Genomic DNA, 23,148 nt, shown 5'->3' with positions numbered 1-23,148 from the left:
AAGGAGTTATATCATGAATAAACTATATCATTTTTCTGATTTACTGATTAAATGGGCTGCTTATTTGTCCGGGATTTTAATATTTATTACGACTATCATGACATTCTATGAAGTAGTATCCAGAGCACTTTTCGGCATGCCGACAATATGGGCCACAGAATTATCTACTTATGCGATTATTGGGAGCTGCTTTTTGGGGACGGCCTATGCAGTTAGAACGTATTCCCATATTGCGGTGGATTTAATAGTTAACCGTGTAAATGATAAGGCTCGCATTGTATTGGCATATGTTTCTAATGCACTTGGTTTGCTTTTTAGTATTATCCTTGCCTGGTATGGGTTCATACATGTTTTTAAAACATTTGATTTAGGGGTGACTTCCACTTCCTTGCTGCGGATACCAATGTATCTGCCGGAAATGTTTATACCAATAGGCGGCGTTTTGCTAATTATCGCATTTATATTACAGCTGATAGATGGCGGCGTACATAAGGGGGGAGATCATCTATGAATATATTCTTTGCAGGAGGTTTAGCGACACTGCTGCTTATTGGTCTTCCCGTAGCTTTTTCTTTAGGGCTGCTGGCTGTACTGGGGATGTATTTCTTTAATGGCGGCAGCTTTGCTTTTGCACAAATTCCGATTATCGCCTATAAATCATTGGATGACTTTACCCTGACAGCATTGCCAATGTATGTACTGATGAGTCAAATACTCGTTGTCAGCGGGGTTGGAAGAGATTTATATGAGATGGCAAGCAGATGGTTCAGACATTTTCCAGGAGGTTTAGCTATAGCGACGGTTTTTTGCTGTACGATTTTCTCTGCGATTTCCGGATCCAGTGTTGCCACAGCTGTAACAGTCGGTGCTGTCGCACTTCCGGAAATGGTACGCCGTGGATATAGGAAGCGGTATGTGCTTGGATTACTTGCTGCCGGAGGTACATTGGGCATCCTTATTCCACCAAGTGTACCGATGATCTTATATGGATCACTTACTGGTGTATCGGTCGGGAAATTATTTATAGCCGGAATTATACCGGGAATTATATTAACATTGGCTTTTATGGTCTTTTCATCCATTCAAATGCGTCATATTAAAGAAGAACCCGCTACATGGGCAGAAAGATGGGAAGCTTCCAGAAAAGCAATTTGGGGACTGCTGCTGCCAGTTGTAATTATCGGAGGAATTTATTCAGGGATATTCACGCCGACAGAAGCTGCTGCAGTAGGTGTAGTATTTGCTTTATTAATTGCACTGTTAATATATCGAAATCTGACAGTCGATAATTTGAAGCAGATTATCCTATCTACGGTTAAAACAAATGCAATGATTCTATTTATTATCATTGGTGCTATGTTACTCGGGTTTATCCTGACTATTTTACAGATTCCGCAAACAATCACGGAAGCAGCTATATCATTGGATGTATCACCATGGGTTATTTTTATTCTGATTAACATCGTGTTACTTATCCTGGGAATGTTCTTGGAGACAATTTCTATATTGGTTATTACAGTACCGATATTGTATCCTATTATAACTGCTCTTGGTTTTGATCCAATATGGTTTGCGATTATCATGGTAATCAATATGGAATTAGCATTAATTTCACCGCCGGTAGGATTAAATCTCTTTGTTTTAAAAGGATTGGATAAGAAGAATACAATTATTGAAATTGTTAAAGGGGTTGTTCCATATGCTGTGATTATGCTTCTATTTATTGTGTCATTATGCTTCTTCCCGCAAATAGTAACCTATTTAGTGGAGAATGTACAATAATGAAAACAATGTATTTTTATAATAACTGAAGACAGCCGGGATTCTATCATATGTATAGGATCCCGGCTGTCTTTAGTTCAAGGGTAGGAAAGTAGATAAAAAGCTGAAGGGACACCTCCTTGGTAAATTTGCTTATCATAGAGACAGGTATTGATTGTTCCTTTCATCTATCTCTTGACAGAGCAAAAACTCTATCTGGAAAGAAGGTAACGTGTGAGGCCACCGCTGCGGCGGACCGTTTTGCTTTCGACGTACAACTCTTTTCGATGGGGCGAGTAATCGCAGCCCCAGGACGTACTAATGCAGGCGTTGCAACAACGCTTTTCGATGGGGTGAGTAATCGCAACCCCAGGACGTTGCGACCTTAGCCTGCCTAGGGGCACGCTCTTCAGCTAACTTTTGCCAGGAAGAGCACTTGGCAAAAGTGGATCTTCAGATGATGCTATTCCCTGTCCAGCTACAAGCGTCAAAAACTAGACAACTTCCCGACAGCGCCCTACGATAAAGAAGACTTAGCGACTGGCAAGCCGTCAGGCGCAGACAGAGCTAAAGTCGCGCTTATGCCCCGCGGGTGAAAGTCATCATCCGTTAAAGTAAAGGAAGGCCGACTAAAAGCAGGCTGAAGCCTAACATCGGCATACCCCTAAAGGGGCATGATTCCTTTATCTCAGTTGCTTCGGTCCAGTTGATACGTTTTTAAAAGACGCTTTCCGCTTTTCTTTCAGGAGTCAAAACGGTCCGCCTCCGCAAGAAGGATGTTCTATACAGGTTGAAACAGCTGAGCAAATAGAAATTAGACCAGTAAAGAACATATTTTTCGTGGTACATATAAAAATGTCCTGTCGGGAATACTTTCTGTCCATAAAAGTATTCCCGATATTTACTATCCATGCTATGTGCTGTGTCATCATTTTAATTGCCAATTCAACCATTTGAAACACTAAAATGATCTTTTCATACGCTGCGGAAGCCTAATTGAGCGCAGACCAACCACGAAGACTCCTATGGGAACAGGACGAGCTGAAGATCCACTTGAAAAGCGGGTTTCTTTTCAAGTTAGCTGAAGCCGCCCCCATGGAAAGCGTAGTGGTTGGTCGGAGCGGCGCTATACACAATTTTCATTTCAATAGAAGGATGATTTAACAACATGCAAACAGGATAATGTGGAACATGTTCATTCTGGAATAGGAAGGTATAGATGCTTATTCTTAAGTGCGAAAGTTGAGTTCAGAATAAATAAAGTATAAAAAGAGGATGGAGCGGACCTCTCTTTTGCGGGAATACTAAAGCTTTGAAGGCTGAGTAATTTTCTTATAGAATGAATTGTTGAAAAAATCAACTTTACTATATTAAAGTACTGCAATGTGATAAAATAAAGAAAATGACAAATAGTGGAGAGTTGCTTAATGACATTATGGAGAAATCGAGAATTACGACAGCATATAAGAGTGATTGACGGGTCGGTTGCGCCAAGTATTGTCTTAACCAATACAACCTATTTAAATGTATATACAAATCAATGGGTAGAGGCAAATATTTGGATTTATGAGGATCGAATTATATATGTTGGTGAAAAATTACCGGAAGAAACCACAGAAACAGAGTATTATGATTGCCATGGAAAATTTGTTGTACCAGGGTATATTGAACCGCATTCACATCCTTTCCAGGCTGCAAATCCGGAAGTAACAGCAATGTATGCTGCAAAAACCGGGACAACAACATTAGTGAATGACAACCTGACATGGTATTTACTTCTCAATAAAAAGAAAACGTTCTCTATGATAAACGCTTTCTCTAATTTACCTGTAAGCATGTTCTGGTGGAATCGGTTTGACGGCCAGACAACACTAAAGGATAATCATATTTTTAATACGAAGGATGTGTTGGATTGGGCGGAGAATCCGCTGGTAATTCAGGGTGGAGAGCTAACCGACTGGCCAAGCTTATTAACAGGAGGGGACCGTTTACTTTACTGGATTCAGGAGATGAAGAAGCTTGGGAAGCCGATAGAAGGCCATTTACCCGGAGCATCCTCCCGTACTTTAACTAAAATGAAGCTTTTGGGAATCACAAGTGATCATGAATCTATGTCTGCAGAGGATGTTTTAAAAAGGCTGGAGCTTGGCTATCGTGTCAGCCTCCGTTATTCACCGATCCGTCCGGATTTGCCAGATATTATTGAAGGATTGCTGGAGAAAGGATTAACGCAGTTTGATAATATAAGTTTTACAATGGACGGGCCGACACCCGCCTTTATGAAGGACGGCATGATAAATGTTTGTATCGGGAAAGCAATTGAGAAAGGCCTGCCTGCAGAGACTGCTTATCGTATGGCAAGCTATCATCCTGCCAGACATTTTAATATGGAAGAAGAGTTCGGCAGTATTGCACCAGGGCGGGTAGCCCATTTAAATATTTTAATGGATAAACAAAATCCGCATCCTGAAAGTGTTATCGGAAAAGGGAAATGGATAAAAAAAGACGGGAAAGATATTTCCTTTCCACCCGTAATTGATTGGAAAAAATACGATATTACACCGCTTGAACTTAACTGGGAGCTGACGGAAGAGGATTTGCAGTTTTCCAGCCCGATAGGTATGGATATGGTTAATGATGTGATTATCAAGCCTTATAGTATCGTTTCCGATGTCAGTGCGGAAGAAATTTCTTCTGAAAAGCAGGAGCAGTTTATTACATTAATTGATAAAAAAGGTGAGTGGCGTGTGAATACAATTATTCGTGGTTTTGCACCAAAACTCGGTGCATTAGCCAGCAGCTATTCTGCAACAGGAGATATTATCCTCATTGGTAATTCAAAAAAAGATATAGCTAAAGCCACACAGCGGATGAAAGAATTAGGCGGAGGCATTGTACTGGTGGATCAGGGAGAAATTTTAGCGGAAATGCCGCTTCCTCTTGGAGGCGTTATGCCGGATAATAAGATGGAAGAATTAATTGAAATGAATGAGAAGATAAAGAAAGTACTCACCGAGTATGGGTATGCTTATCAAGACCCGATTTACAGCTTATTATTTCTTTCCGCATTTCATTTACCCTTCTTTCGTATTACACAGCAGGGATTATTGGATGTAAAAATGAGAGAGATTGTTATTCCAGCCACCATGCGATAAAATCATAAGTTATTCCGATGACATTATTTATAGTGCTATCTCTTTGATTACGGATAAAATCTATCCCTATCACTCTTTTAGGAACAGACTTTAAAAGAGGGTGGGAGAAAATAAGGGGGAAAAAGAAGTGCAAATAGATAAATTACGAGGAGAGCAGCTGGATCAGTTATTTGATGCCGTATTGTCATTAGATACCCGTGAAGAGTGCTATCAGTTTTTTGATGATATTGCAACAATGTCAGAGATACAATCCTTATCGCAGCGGCTACAGGTAGCAAAAATGCTGACAGAAGGAAAAACGTACAGTGCGATAGAACAGGAAACAAAAGCATCGACCGCAACGATTTCCCGGGTAAGACGCTGTATTAACTATGGAAGCGATGGTTATAATCTTGTTTTGGGAAGACTGGATGTAAATGACGAAGATTAAAACCTGAGTATGGATATTCCATATTCCAAGGAGAAGCCTGAACCAATTTCAGTAAGTTAATTGGACTGGGTTTCTCTTTTTATAACTAGTTTGGATAGTGTTAAATACATCGGAAAAAGGAGAGTTACATTTAATGAGAAAAACATACAATGCGGAGTTCGCTCAAGTATCAGGTCCCTATTCACACGCTGTCGATGCAGATGATTATATTTATTTTTCTGGTCAAACAGCCAAAAATGCACCGGATGCCCGGGATATGACTGGTGATATTGCTGCTCAGACACAACAGTGTTTTGATAATTTATTTGAAGTAATGAAAGAAGCTAATCTTATTTCGGATGATGTGATAAAAGTAAATGTTTATCTAACAAACATGGATGATTTTGCTGTAATGAATGAAGTATATGAAAAGCAATTCACAGCACCATTTCCTGCAAGAACTTGTATAGCAGTGCTTGCGTTACCACTCGGTGCTGAAATAGAAATTGAAATGATTGCAAAAAGATAGTATCAATACAAAAAAGGCTGTTGCACAACCACATATCTGGTTGTGTAACAGTTTTTTTAATTTAAGCGTAGCTGTTGATATTTGAAAACGAGTCAAATTCTCTATATAATTGGAATGGGAACAAATGTTTCTGTTGGTTATCAGTCGTCATGCATTAAAGTATAATGGAAGAAAAAAGTTCATGGAGGAGGAGAACAATTGCCGCTTATCCATATTGAAGAAATTCCAATGGAGATAAAACAATACTTAAACAAGATAATCAGTATAAGTTTTCCACGGCAAGGCTATACGTCTGATTTGGGAGTAATAGAAAGTGATAAAGGAAATTTTGCGCTCAAAAGGGCAAAGGGAAAACTATTTAATGCTATGTTAAAGAAGGAAGTATCCACTCTAAATTGTTTAAACAGAGAGACAGAATTACTTGTCCCCAAAGTAAAAAAATTCATAGAACATCATAATATCGAAGAATCCTGGGCACTGATAGACTTTATTAAAGGAGAAACGGTAAGAGCGGCCTTGTTAAATCAGAATAACAATCAAAAACGGCAGGAAATTATATTTAATTTTGGCAATATCCTGTCCGAAATCCACTCCACCCCATGCCCGAATGAACTTATAAATGAACACTTGTGGCTTGATAAAATGTTATATCAAGCAGAATATAACTTCAATAATTACAAGGTTGACGGCACGAAGGAGTTACTGGAAAGGTTGAAAATAAAAAAACCGAAAAAGTATAAACAAACGCTGATTCATGGAGATTTTACGATTGATAATGTTATGGTTTCCCAAGGACTGGCTACCGGAATTATTGATTGGAGCGGAGGAGCCTATGGTGACCCGCGTTATGATGTATCCTTAGCCGTACGCCCCAAACCAAATGCCTTTGTAGATGACATAGATAAACAAATCTTCTTTGAAGGCTATGGAGAAACAATAATTGATAAGGATGATTACAATTATTTTGCTAATGGACTATACGAGTTTATTTAACATTTCAATGGAGATGTTAAGAAGACTGAAATAACTGAACAAATAAAAGGCAGATCTGACAGAACAAATTTTTCGTGTTGCATGGTAAACACGCTCAGCAATCCTTATTTTTGGTGCATGAAAGCTATTCTCTATATGAATTATTGATGCTGTCATGATTTGAACTGCTAAAAACGATGATTTCATCTAACTTCATCAGGATATTATTTCTTCCATGCGCTGTAGAATCCTATTAGAGCGCAGGCCAACCACGTAGACTCCTAAGTGGTTCGCAGGCTAAACCCGTGACTCCTGGGGCCTAAGATTACTCACCCCATCGAAAAGCGTTGTCACAACGCCTGCACTTGCACGTCCTGGGACTGGGACTGCGGTTACTCGTCCCACCGAAGAGCTTTTGCGATTACTCGCCCCATCGAAAACATTTGTGCATCGCAGGGCGAGCTGAAGATCCACTTGAAAAGCGGGTTTCTTTTCAAGTTAGCTGAAGCCGTCCCCATGGAAAGCGGAGTGGTTGGCGGAGCGGAAGCTATACACAATAACCTGTTCAAAAAATAAAAAGATGAGTTAACTAAAAGCAAGAATGTTAATAGAGACCATGTTCATCCTGGAATAGGAAGGTATAGATGCTTATTCTCAAGTGCGAAAGTTGAGTAAAAAAGTATAAATCTTTACCTTATCCGTTCTAACAATTTGCCGATTTTTGTTATAATGAAGAAACGAATGTAATAATGGAGGATCAGTAGCTAATATGAATATAAATGAATGGAAACATATGTTTAAATTAGATCCGGCAAAGGAAATATCTGATGAAGATTTGGACAAAGTATGTGAATCAAGGACGGATGCAATTATTGTCGGCGGTACAGATAATGTCACACTAGATGGTGTTCTGGATTTATTATCAAGAATACGCAGAGCCCATACGGTTCCGGTTGTTTTGGAAATATCTGATGAAGAGGCGTTAACGCCGGGATTTGATTACTATTTTGTACCTATGGTGCTGAATTCGAAAGAGAAAAAATATGTGATGGATATTCAGCAGAAAGCTATCAAAGAATATATCGACATGATGGAGTATAGTGAGGTATACTTTGAAGGTTATTGCATTTTAAACCCGGAAGCAAAAGCCTTCCAGCATACGAATTGTGAACTGCCGGAAACAGATGATGTGAAAGCATACGCTTATATGGCAGAGAATGTTTTTCATCTGCCAATTTTTTATGTAGAATACAGTGGCACATATGGTGACCCCGAGCTCGTCTCTGAGGTGAAAGCAGAGCTTAATAAGACAAAGCTTTTCTACGGCGGCGGTATTGAGACTTCCGAGCAGGCCAAAGAGATGAAGGAACATGCCGATGCAATTATCGTTGGAAACAGCATTTATACAAATTTAAAACAAGCGCTCAAGACAGTGGACGCTGTTAAAGGAGAATAAGCTCAGGAAGGAAGATGTAACATGGAGCAAACGCTTGAAGCGATGATAAATACATTAAACCCGGAGCAGCAGAAGGCTGTACGGCATACAGAAGGGCCGCTCTTAATTATGGCAGGGGCAGGCAGCGGAAAAACACGCGTACTAACACATCGGATAGCTTATCTGATGGGAGAGAGGGAAGTAGCTCCACGTAATATTCTCGCAATTACCTTTACCAACAAGGCTGCGAGAGAAATGAAAGAACGTGTAGCAAAACTGGTTGGGCCTCAAGGTCAATACATGTGGGTTTCTACCTTCCACTCGATGTGTGTGCGGATTTTACGCCGGGATATTGACCGGATCGGATACTCTTCCAATTTTTCTATTTTAGATAGTGGAGATCAGTTATCTGTGATAAAGCAAGTTCTTAAAAATTTAAATATTGATCCAAAGAAATTTGATCCCCGCGCGATGCTTGGACAAATCAGTGCTGCAAAAAATGAACTGATTACGGAAGAAGAATTCGCGAAAAATGCCGGTAATTTCTATGACCGGCAGGTGTCACAGGTCTATGAAAGCTATCAAAAGATGCTGCGGAAAAATCAATCCCTGGATTTTGATGACCTGATAATGCAAACCATCCATTTATTTGATCGTGTACCGGAGGTTTTGGAATATTATCAGAGGCGGTTCCAATATATTCATGTGGATGAGTATCAGGATACGAACCATGCACAATACTACCTGGTAAAGCAGCTTGCCGAAAAGTATCAAAATTTATGCGTTGTCGGTGACTCGGACCAGTCTATTTATCGTTGGCGCGGGGCTGATATTACGAATATCCTGTCCTTTGAAAAAGACTATCCTTCTGTAAAAACAGTGATGCTGGAGCAAAATTACCGTTCTACCAAATCTATTTTACAGGCTGCAAACAAAGTCATTGGAAATAATTCCGGCCGTAAGCCGAAAAATCTTTGGACGGATAATGATGATGGAAAGAAGATATCCTATTATAAAGGAGCAACTGAGCAGGATGAAGCCTTATATATTGCAGATACGATTCAGCAATTAACCCGGGGCGGAAAATATCAGCCAAGTGATATTGCTATTTTGTATCGTACTAATGCACAATCCCGTGCAATAGAGGACACCTTTGTAAAATCAGCTATCAGCTATCAGATGATCGGCGGCACGAAGTTCTATGACCGTAAAGAAATTAAGGATATGATTGCTTATTTAAGATTAATTACTAATCCAGATGATGATATCAGCTTTCAGCGTGTAGTGAATGAACCGAAAAGAGGAATTGGGAAAACATCGATTGAACGTCTGCAGGCATATGCTGCAGAGCATGATATTTCCCTTTATGAAGCAGTGAAGGAAGTTGATTTCACAGGTGTTTCGAAAAAAGCTGCCAACGCCTTAGCTGGATTTCAGGATCTTATTCGTTCTCTCACCAAGCAGCAGGAGTTTTTAACAGCAACGGACATGGTGGAAGCTGTCCTGGAGCGGACAGGCTACGAAGAAATGCTGAATAATGAACGTTCTATTGAGGCACAATCCAGGTTAGAGAACTTAGAAGAGTTTAAAACCGTTACACAGGAATTTGAAAAAGCAAATGAAGATAAAACACTCATTGCCTTTTTAACAGATTTGGCATTGATTGCGGATATTGATCGTGTCGATGAAGAAGACCCTGATCACTCTCAAAAAATTACTATGATGACACTGCATGCAGCAAAAGGATTAGAATTCCCTGTTGTTTTCTTAATTGGAATGGAAGAGAACGTATTTCCGCATAGCCGTTCAATGTTTGATGAGGAAGAGATGGAGGAAGAGCGCCGTCTTGCTTATGTCGGCATTACAAGGGCGGAGCAGGAGCTCTATCTGACGCATGCACAAATGCGTACACTATATGGACGTACCAACATGAACCCAATCAGCCGATTTATCGATGAAATCCCTGAGGAATTACTGGAAGGAAGGGAAACGGTTCAAAAATCTCCATTTGGCGGAGGCGGCAGTTTGCGGAACAGCTTTGGTATGAAGCAGGAAGCTCCTCCTAAAAGACGTGCTGAGAAGATTCAAGGCCCTAAAGCCAGCGGTGCAGAATCAAAAGACTGGTCGGTCGGTGAAAAAGCAGTCCATAAAAAATGGGGAACAGGTACCGTTGTGAGAGTCCAGGGTGAAGGGGATAAGATGGAACTGGATGTAGCATTTCCAGCACCAGTTGGTATCAAGCGTCTTCTTGCAAAATTTGCCCCAATAACAAAGGAGTAAAGAAAAATGAATAAACAAGAAATAAAAGATCGCATGGACTCCCTGGTCGAGATTCTTAACCAATATGGCTATTCTTATTATGTATTGGATAACCCGACTGTCCCTGATTCAGAGTATGATAAGAAATCACGGGAGCTTGAAAAATTAGAAAAAGAATATCCTGAATTTGCGAGAGAGGATTCACCTACGCAACGGATTGGCGGCGAACCGCTCGATGCTTTTCAAAAGGTAACACATGAAACCCCGATGATGAGTCTCGGTAATGCTTTTAATGAACAGGATTTAAGAGATTTTGCCAGACGGGCTGCAGAAGGAGTATCCGGTGATATTACTTTTGTATGTGAATTAAAAATAGACGGTTTAGCAATTTCTCTGAAGTACCGTGACGGGAGATTTGTTCTGGGCTCAACACGCGGTGATGGACGGGTCGGTGAGGATATTACATCCAACCTGCGCACGATACGCAGTATTCCGTTAAGCATCAAAGAAGCTGGAACCTTAGAAGTCCGCGGGGAAGCTTTTATGCCGCATAAGTCCTTTTTAGCACTGAATAAGGAAAGAGAAGAAAAGGAAGAAGAGCCCTTTGCAAATCCAAGAAATGCAGCTGCCGGATCATTGAGACAGCTGGATCCGAAAATAGCGGCCAAGCGTAATTTAGATATTTTTCTATACGGGGTCGGTGAATGGGAAAATAGCAATATAACCAGTCATAGTGAAAGTTTAGATGCCTTGCATGACCTTGGCTTTAAAACAAATAAAGAATGGAAAAGATGCAAGAGCATTGAGGAAGTGCTGGAATATGTTGCATACTGGACAGAGCATCGCAAGGATTTAAATTATGAAATAGATGGTATTGTGGTTAAAGTAGACAGTCTGGACCATCAGGATGAGCTGGGTTTTACTGCAAAAAGTCCACGTTGGGCGATTGCTTATAAATTCCCGGCAGAAGAAGTGGTGACTACATTAAAAGATATTGAATTAAGCGTTGGCAGAACTGGTGTTGTAACACCTACAGCCATCCTTGAACCTGTCCGCATAGCAGGATCCACTGTGCAGCGTGCATCCCTGCATAATGAAGATTTAATTCGTGAACAGGATATTCGTATTGGTGACCGGGTTGTTATTAAAAAAGCCGGGGATATTATTCCAAAGGTTGTCCGCTCGCTGATTGAACAGAGGACGGGTGAGGAAGAAGAATTTCATATGCCTGAGGAGTGCCCTGCATGTGGTAATGAACTCGTCCGCCTGGAGGGAGAAGTAGCGCTGCGCTGTATCAACCCGAACTGTCCGGCACAGCTGATGGAGGGTCTGATTCATTTTGTCTCCAGAAATGCAATGAATATTGACGGTTTAGGAGAAAGAGTAATTATCCAGCTCTTCCGTGAAGATCTGGTCCATACCATCGCTGATTTATATCGGCTGCAAAAAGAGGATCTTTTGAATTTAGAACGGATGGGAGAGAAGTCCGTGACCAATCTTCTGAATGCAATAGAGGCTTCCAAGGAAAATTCTTTGGAAAGATTATTATTTGGATTAGGCATTCGTTTTATCGGATCAAAAGCAGCACAGACATTAGCAATGGAATTTGAAACAATGGAGCGGATGCAGGCGGCCACCTTGGAGGATATGGTAGCAATTGAAGAAATTGGAGAGAAAATGGCAGATTCCATTGTCCGCTATTTTGAAGAAGAAAAAGTAACACAGCTGTTAAAGGAATTAAAAGAGCTGGGAGTAAATATGACCTACACTGGTCAACGGAAATCGGAAATTGCAACAGATAGCTTATTCTCTGGAAAAACAGTTGTATTGACTGGTAAAATGGAACAGTATACCAGAAAAGAAGCGAAAGAACTGATTGAATCTCTAGGCGGGACAGTAACAGGAAGTGTAAGTAAAAAAACAGATTTAGTTATTGCCGGAGCAGACGCCGGTTCAAAGCTGGAAAAAGCTGAAAAGCTGGGTGTAGAAGTGTGGAGCGAAACAGAGTTAAAAGAAGCGGCTCAGGGAGAGGAGTGATTAGCTTTGAAAAAATGGATAGCATCTATTGCTGTGTTGGCACTGATTTTAAGCGGGTGTACGCAGCGGTCAGCAGATGATGAAGAGATTGTACAGGACGATGCAGAACAGGAAGAAACCTCCATTGTGCCAAGCAATAGACTTTCCGGTGATAATTACCGGATGATTTTACCGTATAAACCGAGTGAGGCAAGAGGAGTTATTACAAGGCAGGTAGCAAACCGTGTCGATATTGATGAGATGGAAGAAGGGCTGCGCCGTCTTTCCAAGGATTCCTATAATCCGGAAGATTACTACTTTCAGGAAGGGCAGTATTTTGACTCCAGTCGTGTCACCGATTGGATCGATCAGCTAAATCCGGAGGTAGAAAAAGGCTCAGATGAAAAAACATTCCGGGAAAACCCGCGTTATCTGACACATATATTAGAGCAGAACTATTTAAAGTCCATGGAAGGCGGTAATGCTAATTTAGAAGGGATTTCCATTGGACTTGCAATGAAGTCTGTTTATGAGTTTCAGACAGATACCGGTGAGCCCACTCAATATGAAGATATCTCTGAGAGCGAGATGATGGATAAGGCGACAGAGATCGCACAGAATATTGTCAATGATATACGTGAAAATGACGAGGAATTAAGTGATATTCCTATTATGATTGCTATTTACAGGGAAGCAGAACAATCTTCTCCTGTACCGGGAAATTTTGTTGCCAAAACAAATGTCGCTGCCGGCAGCAATTCTGTTGATGGATGGGATGATGTAGAGGAAGAGAATATCCTTTTCCCATCTGATGAAGGACAGGAAAAATATTATGATGACCAGGAGCGCGTAACAAACTTTGGAAATGAAATTCGGAAATTTTTCCCTAACTACGTTGGTATGGTAGGAGAAGGCTTCTATATAGATGGAGAGCTGCAGAAATTACGTATTGATGTTCCAATCGAATTTTACGGCAAGGGAGAAATTATCGGATTTACTCAATATGTAGATGGACTTATTGACGATATATTCCCGAACTATTATGATATTGAGATTAATATTACTTCCAGCCAGAAGACCGAAAGTCTCCTGTACCGTGATGCAGGTGAAGATGATATTCAAGTGCATATTTATGATTAAAGTATGTTACAAAAGCAAGATAAATACTTTAAAACTTTAGGAAATTTACTGTTACTAGCAGTTTTATCAGTTAGTGACAGTGAATTTTCTTTTTTTGAGAAAATTTTTCGGGAAAATGAATGTTAATTAGCGTTTCTGACGCTTATTTTCCCAAATCGAAGAGGGGCAGAGTATGGTACAATAGATGTGTAGAAATTATAAAGGTAGTGGGAATGAGTTAATAAAATAGCTTACAAACTAATAAAGAACATTAGAACTAATTTTCTTTATTTATGAAAAGAAAAATAGGATAAGCTATAAAAGTTTAAACAAATCGTGGGGTGAAAGAAAATATGATAGCGATCGGGACATACATTAAAATTCAACGCACGAAGCAGAAAATGACTTTAGGGGAGCTGTCGGAGGGAATTGTTTCCTTATCCTATTTATCTAAGATTGAAAATCAAAAAACAGAACCTAATGAGGACATAATCAGGAAATTATGTCAACGTCTGAGTATTACCACGGATCACAGTCAGGATCAAGAAATAGGAGAGCTGTGTGAGAACTGGTATACAATGCTTGATGAGAGCAGCAGCGAGCATGATATGGAAGCATCGTACAGAGAAATTCAAAATCTGATGGATAAAAACTATTCAAACCATCTAATTATGTTTGAGATTCATAAGATCAAATACTTTATATTAATTGATAGAAAGGATCTTGCTGCCAATAAAATTACCCAGTTAAAAGAGGCTGTGAATACATTCAGCATCGAAGAACAATATTACTGGTATAAGTTTAACGGCCGCTACAGTTATTCTTTGAAGAACTATTATCACTCCATGTATCAATATAAACGGGCTGAAAAAATTACAGAGAGTTACCGGTTGAATGAAGAAGCAGAAGCAGATTTAAAGTATTGTATTTCTATGACGCATTCCAGGTTGAGAAATTCTCTCGAAGCAATTGAATATGCTGATGAAGCTCTGGAAATGTATATGAAGCAATATAAATTCTTACGTTGTGCACGAGTCCACAATATCTTAGGAATATGTTACAGTCATATTAAATTTTATGAAAAGGCAATTAAGAATTTCACACTCGGCTTACAGCTTGCACAAACAATCAATGATAAAAATATTATTCAAAAGATTTACCAGAATTTTGGTTATCTGTATGCGTCAAAGGGTGATTCGACAAGAGCAATTGAATACTATAAAAAGGTTTTGGATGATCAGGATGTACGGGCCAGCATTAAAGTAGAAGTAGCATCGTTACTTGTACGTGAATATTATCATTCCAATTATTATGATGAAGCTGAAGAATATATTGATTATGGGTTAAGTGCATTTTATGACTTGAAGGATAAACAGCCATACGTCATATATAAATATATTTTACGGAGCTACAGTTATCTGTTAGATGAACAATTAAATCAGTTCGAGCAGCTGTTAGTTAATGACCTCCTGCCGCTGTTAAAGAAACAGAAGGACTATGGTAACTTCATTCTTTATTCCGAATTTTTAGCGAAGCATTATGAAAGTAATAATAATTACAAGGATGCTGCCCTGCACTATAGAGAAGCAAGTCAAATTTACAAGCATATTGCACATATCTAATTTCATTTTAATGTTTAAAACCAAGTTATTCTATACTATTAATTGTAAATATAGAATGATTTGGTTTTTTGCGTGGAGTTATAAACTTGCCTTGGACCAGCTGATTTTGCTATTATCAATAGTGTTAAATAAAATGATAATAAGAGGATGTTCAAAAAGTTCAATAAAAATGACACGGTGAACTTCTTGATCTTATTTATCGGACTTTTTGAACACATACTATAATATACAAAAGAAATTATGATATAATATTAATTTGTTGAACAATATAAATAACCTTGAATCCATGCTGGAATATAAGTGCTATTACGGTAGCATATTATAAATATAACTACTACGAATTTTGGAGGTTTAACGAATGGCAGAGATTTCAAAAGAACAAGTAAAGCATGTAGCTAATCTGGCACGCTTAGAATTTGATGATGAAGCCGTTGAACAGATGGCAAACGAGCTGAGTGCAATCATTGAATATGCTGAACAGCTGAATGAGTTAGATACAGAGAATGTCAAGCCGACAACACACGTATTGGATTTGAAAAATGTGATGCGTAAAGATGAACCTAAAAAATGGATTACGCAAGAGGAAGCATTGAAGAATGCTCCAGATCAAAAAGATGGGCAAATCCGCGTGCCATCGATCTTAGAATAAAGGAGGGAATAGGATTTATGTCTTTGTTTGACTATACAATAAAAGAATTAGAAGCAAAATTACATAATCTTGAGATTACTGTAGAAGAGTTGGTAAAAGAGTCTTACGAGCAAATTAAAGAAGTGGATGGAGATGTGCACGCATTCTTAACACTTGACGAAGAAAAAGCATTGGAAAAAGCGAGAGAATTGGACAAGCGCGAGGATAAATCCGGAATCTTATTCGGCATTCCTGCAGGTATTAAGGACAATATCGTCACAAAAGGGCTTCGTACTACCTGTGCAAGTCAGTTTTTAGATAACTTTACAGATCCATTGTACAATGCAACAGTTGTTGATAAGCTGGAGGCGGAAAATCCGGTTGCTGTCGGCAAATTAAATATGGATGAATTTGCAATGGGTTCTTCTAATGAAAATTCCGGATACGAACCGACTCGTAATCCATGGAATACAGATCATGTTCCAGGCGGTTCCAGCGGCGGATCAGCTGCAGCAGTAGCGGCCGGTGAAGTATTGTTCTCACTGGGTTCTGATACAGGCGGATCTATCCGTCAGCCGGCAGCGTTCTGTGGTGTAGTTGGAATGAAGCCGACATACGGCCGTGTATCCCGTTTTGGTCTTGTGGCATTTGCCTCTTCGTTAGATCAGATTGGCCCGTTAACCCGCACAGTAGAGGATAATGCACGCGTGATGGAAGTTATTGCTGGTCATGACAAAATGGACTCTACCAGTGCTGATGTAGACGTTCCGGCTTATACAGAAGCATTAACCGGTGACGTGAAGGGCTTAAAAATCGCTGTACCTAAGGAATACCTGGCAGAAGGTGTTTCGGAAGAAGTGAAGAATTCTGTGATGGAAGCATTAAAGGTCTATGAATCACTTGGTGCAACCTGGGAAGAGGTTTCTTTACCGCACTCTAAATATGCATTGGCAACTTATTATTTACTATCATCCTCAGAGGCATCTGCGAACTTAGCCCGTTTTGACGGCGTCCGCTACGGTGTTCGTTCAGAGAAAGCAGAAAATATGCTGGATATGTTCGTGAAATCCCGCAGTGAGGGCTTTGGTGATGAAGTGAAACGCCGTATTATGCTTGGAACCTTCGCACTTAGCTCCGGCTACTACGATGCTTACTATAAAAAAGCACAAAAGGTACGTACATTAATTAAAAATAATTTTGATAAAATTTTAGAAGAATATGATGTGATTGTCGGACCGACAACACCAACACCAGCGTTTAAAGTTGGAGAAAAAACAAGCGATCCTTTAACTATGTATGTGAATGATATCCTGACCATTCCTGTTAACTTAGCAGGTGTGCCTGGAATCTCTATTCCATGCGGTTTCTCCGAAGAAGGGCTGCCGATCGGCCTGCAGATTATTGGAAACTATTTTGATGAAAGTACTGTTTATCGTGCTGCACACGCATTTGAACAAGCAACAGAACACCATAAAAAACGACCTCAACTGGGAGGTGCCAAGTAATGAATTTCGAAACGATTATTGGACTTGAGGTACACGTAGAATTAAAAACAGCATCAAAAATATTCAGCCCGAGTACGAATGAATTTGGTTCTGCACCAAATACAAATGTGAATCCAATTGATTTAGGCTATCCAGGAACATTACCGGTATTAAATGAAGAAGCGGTAAACTTTGCAATGAAGGCTGCAATGGCACTCAATTGTGAAGTAGCAACAGATACGAAATTTGACCGTAAAAACTACTTCTACCCGGATAATCCGAAAGCTTATCAAATCTCGCAATTCGATCAGCCGATTGGGGAGCATGGCTGGATTGAAATTGAAGTAAATGGTAAGAAGAAAAAAATCGGTATTACCCGCCTGCACCTGGAAGAGGACGCAGGAAAATTAACACATGGGGAAGACGGCTACTCATATGTCGATTACAACCGTCAGGGAACACCATTAATTGAAATTGTGTCTGAACCGGATATGCGTTCCCCGGAAGAAGCTTATGCGTACTTGGAAAAGCTGAAAAATATTATTCAATATACAGGTGTATCTGATGTGAAGATGCAGGAAGGTTCTTTACGCTGTGATGCCAATATTTCGCTTCGTCCAATCGGACAAGAAGAATTTGGTACAAAAGCAGAATTGAAAAACTTAAACTCCTTCTCCTTTGTCCAAAAAGGATTAGAATTTGAAGAAAAACGCCAGGAAAAAGTATTATTATCCGGTGGAGAAATCCTGCAGGAAACACGCCGTTACGATGAAAAAACAAAAGAAACCATTCTGATGCGTATCAAAGAAGGCTCTGATGACTATCGTTATTTCCCGGAACCGGATCTTGTACCGTTGTATATTGACGAGGCCTGGAAGGAAAGGATCCGCAGTGAAATTCCAGAGCTTCCAGATGCAAGAAGAGCCCGCTATGTGAATGAATTAGAATTATCTGAGTATGATGCAAATGTTTTAACAGCATCCAAGCAGATGTCTGATTTCTTTGAAGAAGCAGTAGGCCATGGAGCAGATGTGAAACAAGTATCCAACTGGTTAATGGGAGAAGTTTCTGCTTATATGAATAAGCATTACAAAGAAATTGAAGAGCTGGCAATTACACCAGATGCTCTGGCGAAAATGGTTAAATTGATTGAGAACGGCACAATCTCATCTAAAATTGCCAAGAAGGTCTTTGCCGAGCTGGTTGAAAATGGCGGCGACCCGGAAAAAATCGTTGAAGAACAAGGTCTGGTTCAAATTTCTGATCCAGAGCAATTAAAACAGATTGTAAATGAAATTCTTGATCAAAATGAACAGTCTATCATTGATTTCAAGGACGGGAAGAAAAAAGCAAAAGGCTTCCTGGTCGGGCAAATTATGAAAGCAACAAAAGGACAGGCGAACCCGCCGCTTGTAAATCAGATTCTTGCAGCTGAACTAGAGAAGAGATAAACTCTCTTGCTGTGAAAAAAGCAAAAGAATAAGAAAGATATAACAGGTAGGCTGTCGCAGAAATCAAATGTGGCAGCCTATCCAATGGAAAAAGATGAAAAATGCATCAGCAGCCATTGTAGAAAACAGTTTCAATTTATCGAAGCCTGTAATTTTTTGTTCATTTTGCTTTTCAAACATATAAAAAAGGGCTATGATATGGATTAGGCGAGTTTGTTTCATAGGAAGCATATAGTAAGATTTCAGAGGTATTTTCTGGAGAGTTAAATATATGAATAGCTTTATCTAACATGATAAAGGATATCACCTCACGGGAATTTTTAATATGTGAGGTTTCGTTTTACAATACATGATATATTTTTTAGCTGAGTTCTATGCAATGTATGTAACAAAGTAAAAACCTCTCAATAATCGAGGTTCATTTTAATTTATACGTGTCTGAAAAGAAGCAGTTTACAATATCGACTGGACCGTATGGGGAGGAAAGAACATGAAAAAGGCCCGAATCATTTATAACCCAACTTCGGGACGCGAAGCTGTCAAAAAAGAATTACCAAATATCTTGGAAAAGCTGGAAAAAGCAGGATATGAGACGTCAGCACATGCAACGACCTGTGAGGGAGACGCTACTGCTGCAGCTAAAACAGCTGTAGAAAGAGGCTATGAGTTAATTGTTGCCGCCGGCGGAGACGGTACAATTAATGAAATCATTCACGGAATGGCAGAACAGGAGCATCGCCCAAAGCTGGCAATCTTACCTGCCGGAACAACAAATGATTTTGCAAGAGCTCTCAGTATTCCTAAGGATATCGGTAAAGCAGCGGACATTATTTTGGAAGGCAATTCGATGAAATTAGATATTGGAAAAGTGAATGAGCATTATTTTATCAATATTGCTGGAGGCGGGAAGCTGACAGAATTAACATATGATGTGCCCAGTAAATTAAAAACAATGATAGGCCAATTGGCATATTACATGAAAGGTATTGAAATGCTCCCTTCCTTAAAAGCGGCCAGGGTAAAGATAGAATATGATGATCAGGTGCTGGAAGAGGATATTATGCTTTTTCTAATTTCTAATACGAATTCCGTCGGCGGTTTTGAAAAGCTTGCTCCTGATGCGCGTTTAAATGATGGGTATTTTGATGTTCTTATTTTAAAGAAAACAAATCTGGCAGAATTTATTCAAATTGCTACACTCGCACTTCGGGGAGAGCATTTAAAAAGTAAGAATATTATCTATACGCAGGCAAAGCGGATTAAGGTTACCAATGAGGAAAAAATGCAGCTGAATATTGATGGAGAATATGGCGGTCTGCTGCCGGGAGAATTTATTAATCTTCAGGAGCATATTGAATTTTTGGTTCCAGCTGATTTTATTGAGCATCAGGAAGATTTGAAATAATTATTAAAGCCTCTGAACATGAGATTGTTTGGGAGGCTTTTATTATGCAGATTTAATCCTTTTTGATTTGTTGCAAAAAATTACCATAGCTCCTTACAAATGAAGTGGTTCAATAAACAAGGACAGTTGTTGTTCTTCAAACGCATATGATAAAATAAGGTATTAAAGTCGATTACGGAAATAGAGGAAGATGAAAATGGCGAAATCAACAGGAAATACCCCTGTTCAAAAAAATGAACAACTAACTATTACAATTGAAGATATAACCCATGAAGGAAGCGGCGTAGGGAAAGTAGACGGCTACCCCTTATTTATTCCGAAGACCTTACCGGGAGAAGAAGCCGTGATTAAAGTAGTCAAAGTGAATAAAAACTACGGCTTCGGGAAGCTGTTAGAATTGAAAAAAACAAGCCCGGAACGTGTAGAGCCGACCTGTCATGTGTATTGCGGAGGATGCCAGCTTCAGCATATGAGCTACCCTCTTCAATTACAGATGAAGCAGAATCAGGTTCACAATGTGATGAAAAAAGTAGCACATCTGGAGCATGTTCTTATTTCTCCGATTATTGGTATGGAGGATCCTTCTCATTATCGAAACAAGATTCAAATTCCTGTGGATGAAAAAAACGGTGAATTAATTACAGGCTACTACCAGAAAAGAAGCCACCGGATTTTACAAAATCAAGATACCTGCCATGTTCACAATCATGCAATGAACGAGGTCCTTCCATTTGTTCGCCATCTAATGAATAAATATGGTGTCAAAGCTTATGATGAAAAAACGCATCGCGGCGAATTGCGCCATATTATGATCCGGACAGGCCATTTCACAGGAGAGATGATGGTTGTCTTTGTAACACGTACAGCAAAGCTGCCAGCGAAAGAGCAAATTATTGAAGAATTGACAGAAAAATTCCCATTTATCAGCTCAATTGTTCAGAATATTAATGATCAGCGTACGAATGTTATTTTAGGGAAAAAGACAAAAGTGCTATGGGGTGCAGCCTATATTCTTGATACAATAGGCGATCTTACCTTTGCGATTTCACCGAAGTCCTTTTATCAGGTCAATCCGGTTCAGACAAAAGTGCTTTATGATAAAGCTTTGGAATATGCCAATATCGATGAAAATGATATTGTGATTGATGCATATTGCGGAATAGGTACGATTTCTCTTTTCCTTGCTCAGAAAGCTAAAAAAGTTTATGGTATTGAAGTTGTTCCGGAAGCGATTGAAGATGCGAAGAAGAATACAGCGCGTAACGGAATAGATAATGTGGAATTTACAGTAGGACAGGCTGAAAAGGTAATGCCTAAGTGGAAGAAGGAAGGGCTGAATCCGGATGTGATTGTTGTTGATCCTCCGAGAAAGGGCTGTGATCCGGAGTTTCTGGAAGCGATGATTGCAATGGAGCCAAAGCGGATTGTTTATGTTTCTTGTAATCCTTCGACGCTGGCGAGAGATTTAAGGATTTTGGAGGATGGCGGTTTTGAGACGAAGGAAGTTCAGCCGGTGGATATGTTTCCGAATACGGGGCACGTTGAACTTATTTGTAACATAGAACGAAGTGAATAATTATATGTTTTTAAAACGCTTAATCCATGTTGAGTTGGTGGCGTTGTTGGAGAGGAAGTTGTAGCAATTTAAAAAACATTTATCCCTTAAAATAAACAATTGTCTCCTCCGCGCGCTTTTGTTCCCTAAAAATTTGAATAAAGATTTGTCACAAGCACAAAAATAGCCCGACAACGCCCGTGGAATCAAGGTTTGATAAAAAAAGAGAGAAAAAAGTTCGAGATAAAACTCTATTAACATGAGAAAAAAGAGGGGAAAGAAACGGGGAAAATGAACGGAAAATACCCGTTTTTGTACTTCGAAATCACTAAAATCAAGTTTCGATACAAATTTATTTTAATGCACAACGAAAGAATGAAGGGGTGAGAGGTAGGGAGAGACAAGTTTCTATTTGAAAAAGACAATAAAAGTAGTGTAAATATAATAAACTTAGCCTTTTAACAAGATGATGAGTCTTGTAGAAAGGCTAGTTTTGCCATGGGAGTTGTTTAAAGCAGCGCGGTATTTTCGTGTGATTTTTACTGTCTAATCGTACTAGAAGAACTCATTGATTGTATTAAAGTATTCCATGGATTATAAATAGAATTGGTCTTTAAACCAATTATCAAATTGATATGTTTCTGGAACGAATAGGCTTAAGTCTGAGAATAAAAAAGTTTCTACATCCATGTCATCAAATATATCAAAAATCCATTCGTCCCAATGAGCAAATGTTTTAGCATCATGTTCAGATAAATTATTTCCAATTTCCTCCATTAAAATCTCAGCTTCTTTTACAATTAAATATAGACTAATTTCATCAATAGCCTTATGTGCAACTAAATTGCCTTCTAAACTAATTTGATTTATAAGATTTTGAATTGATTTATTAAAAGAGTATAAAAAATTATAATCGTATTCCATTAAATATTCTTTGGGTAATACAATGCTCAACATCGAAAATTCTAATTGTCCAATATGTGATCCTTTCGCTAGCTTAGACAATTCTTCTAAATCGTCACTAATATAATCTGAAAGTATATCAGAGCCAAAAATAAATGAAATTGCTGCATACAAACCAAAGTGTTCATAAAGAAAATCTGACCAAGCATTATGATTTTTGTATTCTTTTATCAACGTTTGTTTAGTAATGTTAGAACCGTCATCTGTAGGGAACCTTTTCCACTTTAAGGCTCTTAAAACCCCTTTAATTTTATCCTTTCTGATTGGATTACCTACTTCATATCACTAGCATTGCATTAATTATGTCTAATAATACAAAATAATCCTAATTTTCGGTTTTTACTGTTTTAAGCCATAAAAAAATCCTTTATAATGAATTGGTCAG

At 39.1% G+C, this 23,148-nt stretch carries 17 protein-coding genes; 16 read left to right on the top strand and 1 reads right to left on the bottom strand.

Annotated features, from left to right (window positions below):
- Positions 1 to 13 precede the first annotated feature (13 nt).
- From IEX29_RS03200 to rlmD, 16 genes are all read left to right on the top strand, one after another.
- A complete protein-coding gene (locus IEX29_RS03200; protein WP_188733079.1) occupies positions 14 to 511 on the top strand; it encodes a TRAP transporter small permease in 498 nt (165 codons plus the stop codon).
- Positions 508 to 1,782 carry a TRAP transporter large permease gene (locus IEX29_RS03195; RefSeq protein WP_188733078.1) on the top strand — a complete coding sequence of 425 codons (1,275 nt, stop codon included), beginning with the start codon at positions 508 to 510 and terminating at the stop codon, positions 1,780 to 1,782. The genes IEX29_RS03200 and IEX29_RS03195 overlap by 4 nt, the downstream gene beginning before the upstream one ends.
- Positions 1,783 to 3,188: 1,406 nt before the next feature.
- Positions 3,189 to 4,916, top strand: a complete 1,728-nt coding sequence (locus IEX29_RS03190; RefSeq protein ID WP_188733077.1) for an adenine deaminase C-terminal domain-containing protein — start codon at positions 3,189 to 3,191, stop codon at positions 4,914 to 4,916.
- 127 nt (positions 4,917 to 5,043) lie between these two features.
- Positions 5,044 to 5,346, top strand: a complete 303-nt coding sequence (locus IEX29_RS03185; protein ID WP_188733076.1) for a YerC/YecD family TrpR-related protein — start codon at positions 5,044 to 5,046, stop codon at positions 5,344 to 5,346.
- A 133-nt stretch (positions 5,347 to 5,479) separates the two neighbouring features.
- Positions 5,480 to 5,854: a RidA family protein gene (locus IEX29_RS03180; protein WP_188733075.1), complete on the top strand. Its 375-nt coding sequence runs from the start codon at positions 5,480 to 5,482 to the stop codon at positions 5,852 to 5,854.
- Between the two features lie 198 nt (positions 5,855 to 6,052).
- The gene (locus IEX29_RS03175; RefSeq protein WP_188733074.1) at positions 6,053 to 6,847 is read left to right on the top strand and encodes a phosphotransferase family protein; all 795 of its coding nucleotides are present in this window, start codon (positions 6,053 to 6,055) and stop codon (positions 6,845 to 6,847) included.
- A 748-nt stretch (positions 6,848 to 7,595) separates the two neighbouring features.
- Positions 7,596 to 8,282 carry a heptaprenylglyceryl phosphate synthase gene (gene pcrB / locus IEX29_RS03170; protein ID WP_188733073.1) on the top strand — a complete coding sequence of 229 codons (687 nt, stop codon included), beginning with the start codon at positions 7,596 to 7,598 and terminating at the stop codon, positions 8,280 to 8,282.
- 21 nt (positions 8,283 to 8,303) lie between these two features.
- Positions 8,304 to 10,541, top strand: coding sequence for a DNA helicase PcrA (gene pcrA, locus IEX29_RS03165; protein ID WP_188733072.1), 2,238 nt, complete (start codon positions 8,304 to 8,306; stop codon positions 10,539 to 10,541).
- A gap of 6 nt (positions 10,542 to 10,547) precedes the next feature.
- Positions 10,548 to 12,557 carry an NAD-dependent DNA ligase LigA gene (gene ligA, locus IEX29_RS03160; protein ID WP_188733071.1) on the top strand — a complete coding sequence of 670 codons (2,010 nt, stop codon included), beginning with the start codon at positions 10,548 to 10,550 and terminating at the stop codon, positions 12,555 to 12,557.
- 6 nt (positions 12,558 to 12,563) lie between these two features.
- Positions 12,564 to 13,676 carry a CamS family sex pheromone protein gene (locus tag IEX29_RS03155; RefSeq protein WP_188733070.1) on the top strand — a complete coding sequence of 371 codons (1,113 nt, stop codon included), beginning with the start codon at positions 12,564 to 12,566 and terminating at the stop codon, positions 13,674 to 13,676.
- A gap of 332 nt (positions 13,677 to 14,008) precedes the next feature.
- Positions 14,009 to 15,277, top strand: coding sequence for a helix-turn-helix domain-containing protein (locus IEX29_RS03150; RefSeq protein WP_188733069.1), 1,269 nt, complete (start codon positions 14,009 to 14,011; stop codon positions 15,275 to 15,277).
- A 358-nt stretch (positions 15,278 to 15,635) separates the two neighbouring features.
- Positions 15,636 to 15,926 carry an Asp-tRNA(Asn)/Glu-tRNA(Gln) amidotransferase subunit GatC gene (gene gatC / locus IEX29_RS03145; RefSeq protein WP_077603800.1) on the top strand — a complete coding sequence of 97 codons (291 nt, stop codon included), beginning with the start codon at positions 15,636 to 15,638 and terminating at the stop codon, positions 15,924 to 15,926.
- A gap of 17 nt (positions 15,927 to 15,943) precedes the next feature.
- Entirely contained in the window at positions 15,944 to 17,410 is a 1,467-nt protein-coding gene (gene gatA / locus IEX29_RS03140; RefSeq protein WP_188733068.1) for an Asp-tRNA(Asn)/Glu-tRNA(Gln) amidotransferase subunit GatA, read from the top strand.
- Positions 17,410 to 18,840, top strand: a complete 1,431-nt coding sequence (gatB, locus tag IEX29_RS03135) for an Asp-tRNA(Asn)/Glu-tRNA(Gln) amidotransferase subunit GatB (protein ID WP_188733067.1) — start codon at positions 17,410 to 17,412, stop codon at positions 18,838 to 18,840. Before gatA ends, gatB begins: the two co-directional genes overlap by 1 nt.
- 490 nt (positions 18,841 to 19,330) lie before the next feature.
- Positions 19,331 to 20,245, top strand: coding sequence for a diacylglycerol kinase (locus IEX29_RS03130; RefSeq protein WP_188733066.1), 915 nt, complete (start codon positions 19,331 to 19,333; stop codon positions 20,243 to 20,245).
- Positions 20,246 to 20,441: 196 nt separating this feature from the next.
- Positions 20,442 to 21,821: a 23S rRNA (uracil(1939)-C(5))-methyltransferase RlmD gene (gene rlmD, locus IEX29_RS03125; protein ID WP_188733065.1), complete on the top strand. Its 1,380-nt coding sequence runs from the start codon at positions 20,442 to 20,444 to the stop codon at positions 21,819 to 21,821.
- A 573-nt stretch (positions 21,822 to 22,394) separates the two neighbouring features.
- Here the strand turns inward: rlmD and IEX29_RS03120 are convergent.
- A complete protein-coding gene (locus tag IEX29_RS03120) occupies positions 22,395 to 22,937 on the bottom strand; it encodes a hypothetical protein (RefSeq protein WP_229720071.1) in 543 nt (180 codons plus the stop codon).
- Positions 22,938 to 23,148: the final 211 nt, after the last annotated feature.

This window comes from Oceanobacillus neutriphilus (genome assembly GCF_014645515.1).
Lineage (GTDB): Bacteria > Bacillota > Bacilli > Bacillales > Amphibacillaceae > Oceanobacillus > Oceanobacillus neutriphilus.
This window is presented reverse-complemented; position numbering and strand designations above follow the sequence as displayed.

What these genes read in the sequence shown, in the direction of transcription:
- IEX29_RS03130 (WP_188733066.1), top strand. Translation starts at nt 19,331, where the DNA reads ATGAAAAAGGCCCGAATCATTTATAACCCAACTTCGGGACGCGAAGCT.
- gatC (WP_077603800.1), top strand. Translation starts at nt 15,636, where the DNA reads ATGGCAGAGATTTCAAAAGAACAAGTAAAGCATGTAGCTAATCTGGCA.
- IEX29_RS03195 (WP_188733078.1), top strand. Translation starts at nt 508, where the DNA reads ATGAATATATTCTTTGCAGGAGGTTTAGCGACACTGCTGCTTATTGGT.
- rlmD (WP_188733065.1), top strand. Translation starts at nt 20,442, where the DNA reads ATGGCGAAATCAACAGGAAATACCCCTGTTCAAAAAAATGAACAACTA.
- IEX29_RS03200 (WP_188733079.1), top strand. Translation starts at nt 14, where the DNA reads ATGAATAAACTATATCATTTTTCTGATTTACTGATTAAATGGGCTGCT.
- ligA (WP_188733071.1), top strand. Translation starts at nt 10,548, where the DNA reads ATGAATAAACAAGAAATAAAAGATCGCATGGACTCCCTGGTCGAGATT.
- IEX29_RS03150 (WP_188733069.1), top strand. Translation starts at nt 14,009, where the DNA reads ATGATAGCGATCGGGACATACATTAAAATTCAACGCACGAAGCAGAAA.
- IEX29_RS03190 (WP_188733077.1), top strand. Translation starts at nt 3,189, where the DNA reads ATGACATTATGGAGAAATCGAGAATTACGACAGCATATAAGAGTGATT.
- pcrB (WP_188733073.1), top strand. Translation starts at nt 7,596, where the DNA reads ATGAATATAAATGAATGGAAACATATGTTTAAATTAGATCCGGCAAAG.
- pcrA (WP_188733072.1), top strand. Translation starts at nt 8,304, where the DNA reads ATGGAGCAAACGCTTGAAGCGATGATAAATACATTAAACCCGGAGCAG.
- IEX29_RS03180 (WP_188733075.1), top strand. Translation starts at nt 5,480, where the DNA reads ATGAGAAAAACATACAATGCGGAGTTCGCTCAAGTATCAGGTCCCTAT.
- gatB (WP_188733067.1), top strand. Translation starts at nt 17,410, where the DNA reads ATGAATTTCGAAACGATTATTGGACTTGAGGTACACGTAGAATTAAAA.
- gatA (WP_188733068.1), top strand. Translation starts at nt 15,944, where the DNA reads ATGTCTTTGTTTGACTATACAATAAAAGAATTAGAAGCAAAATTACAT.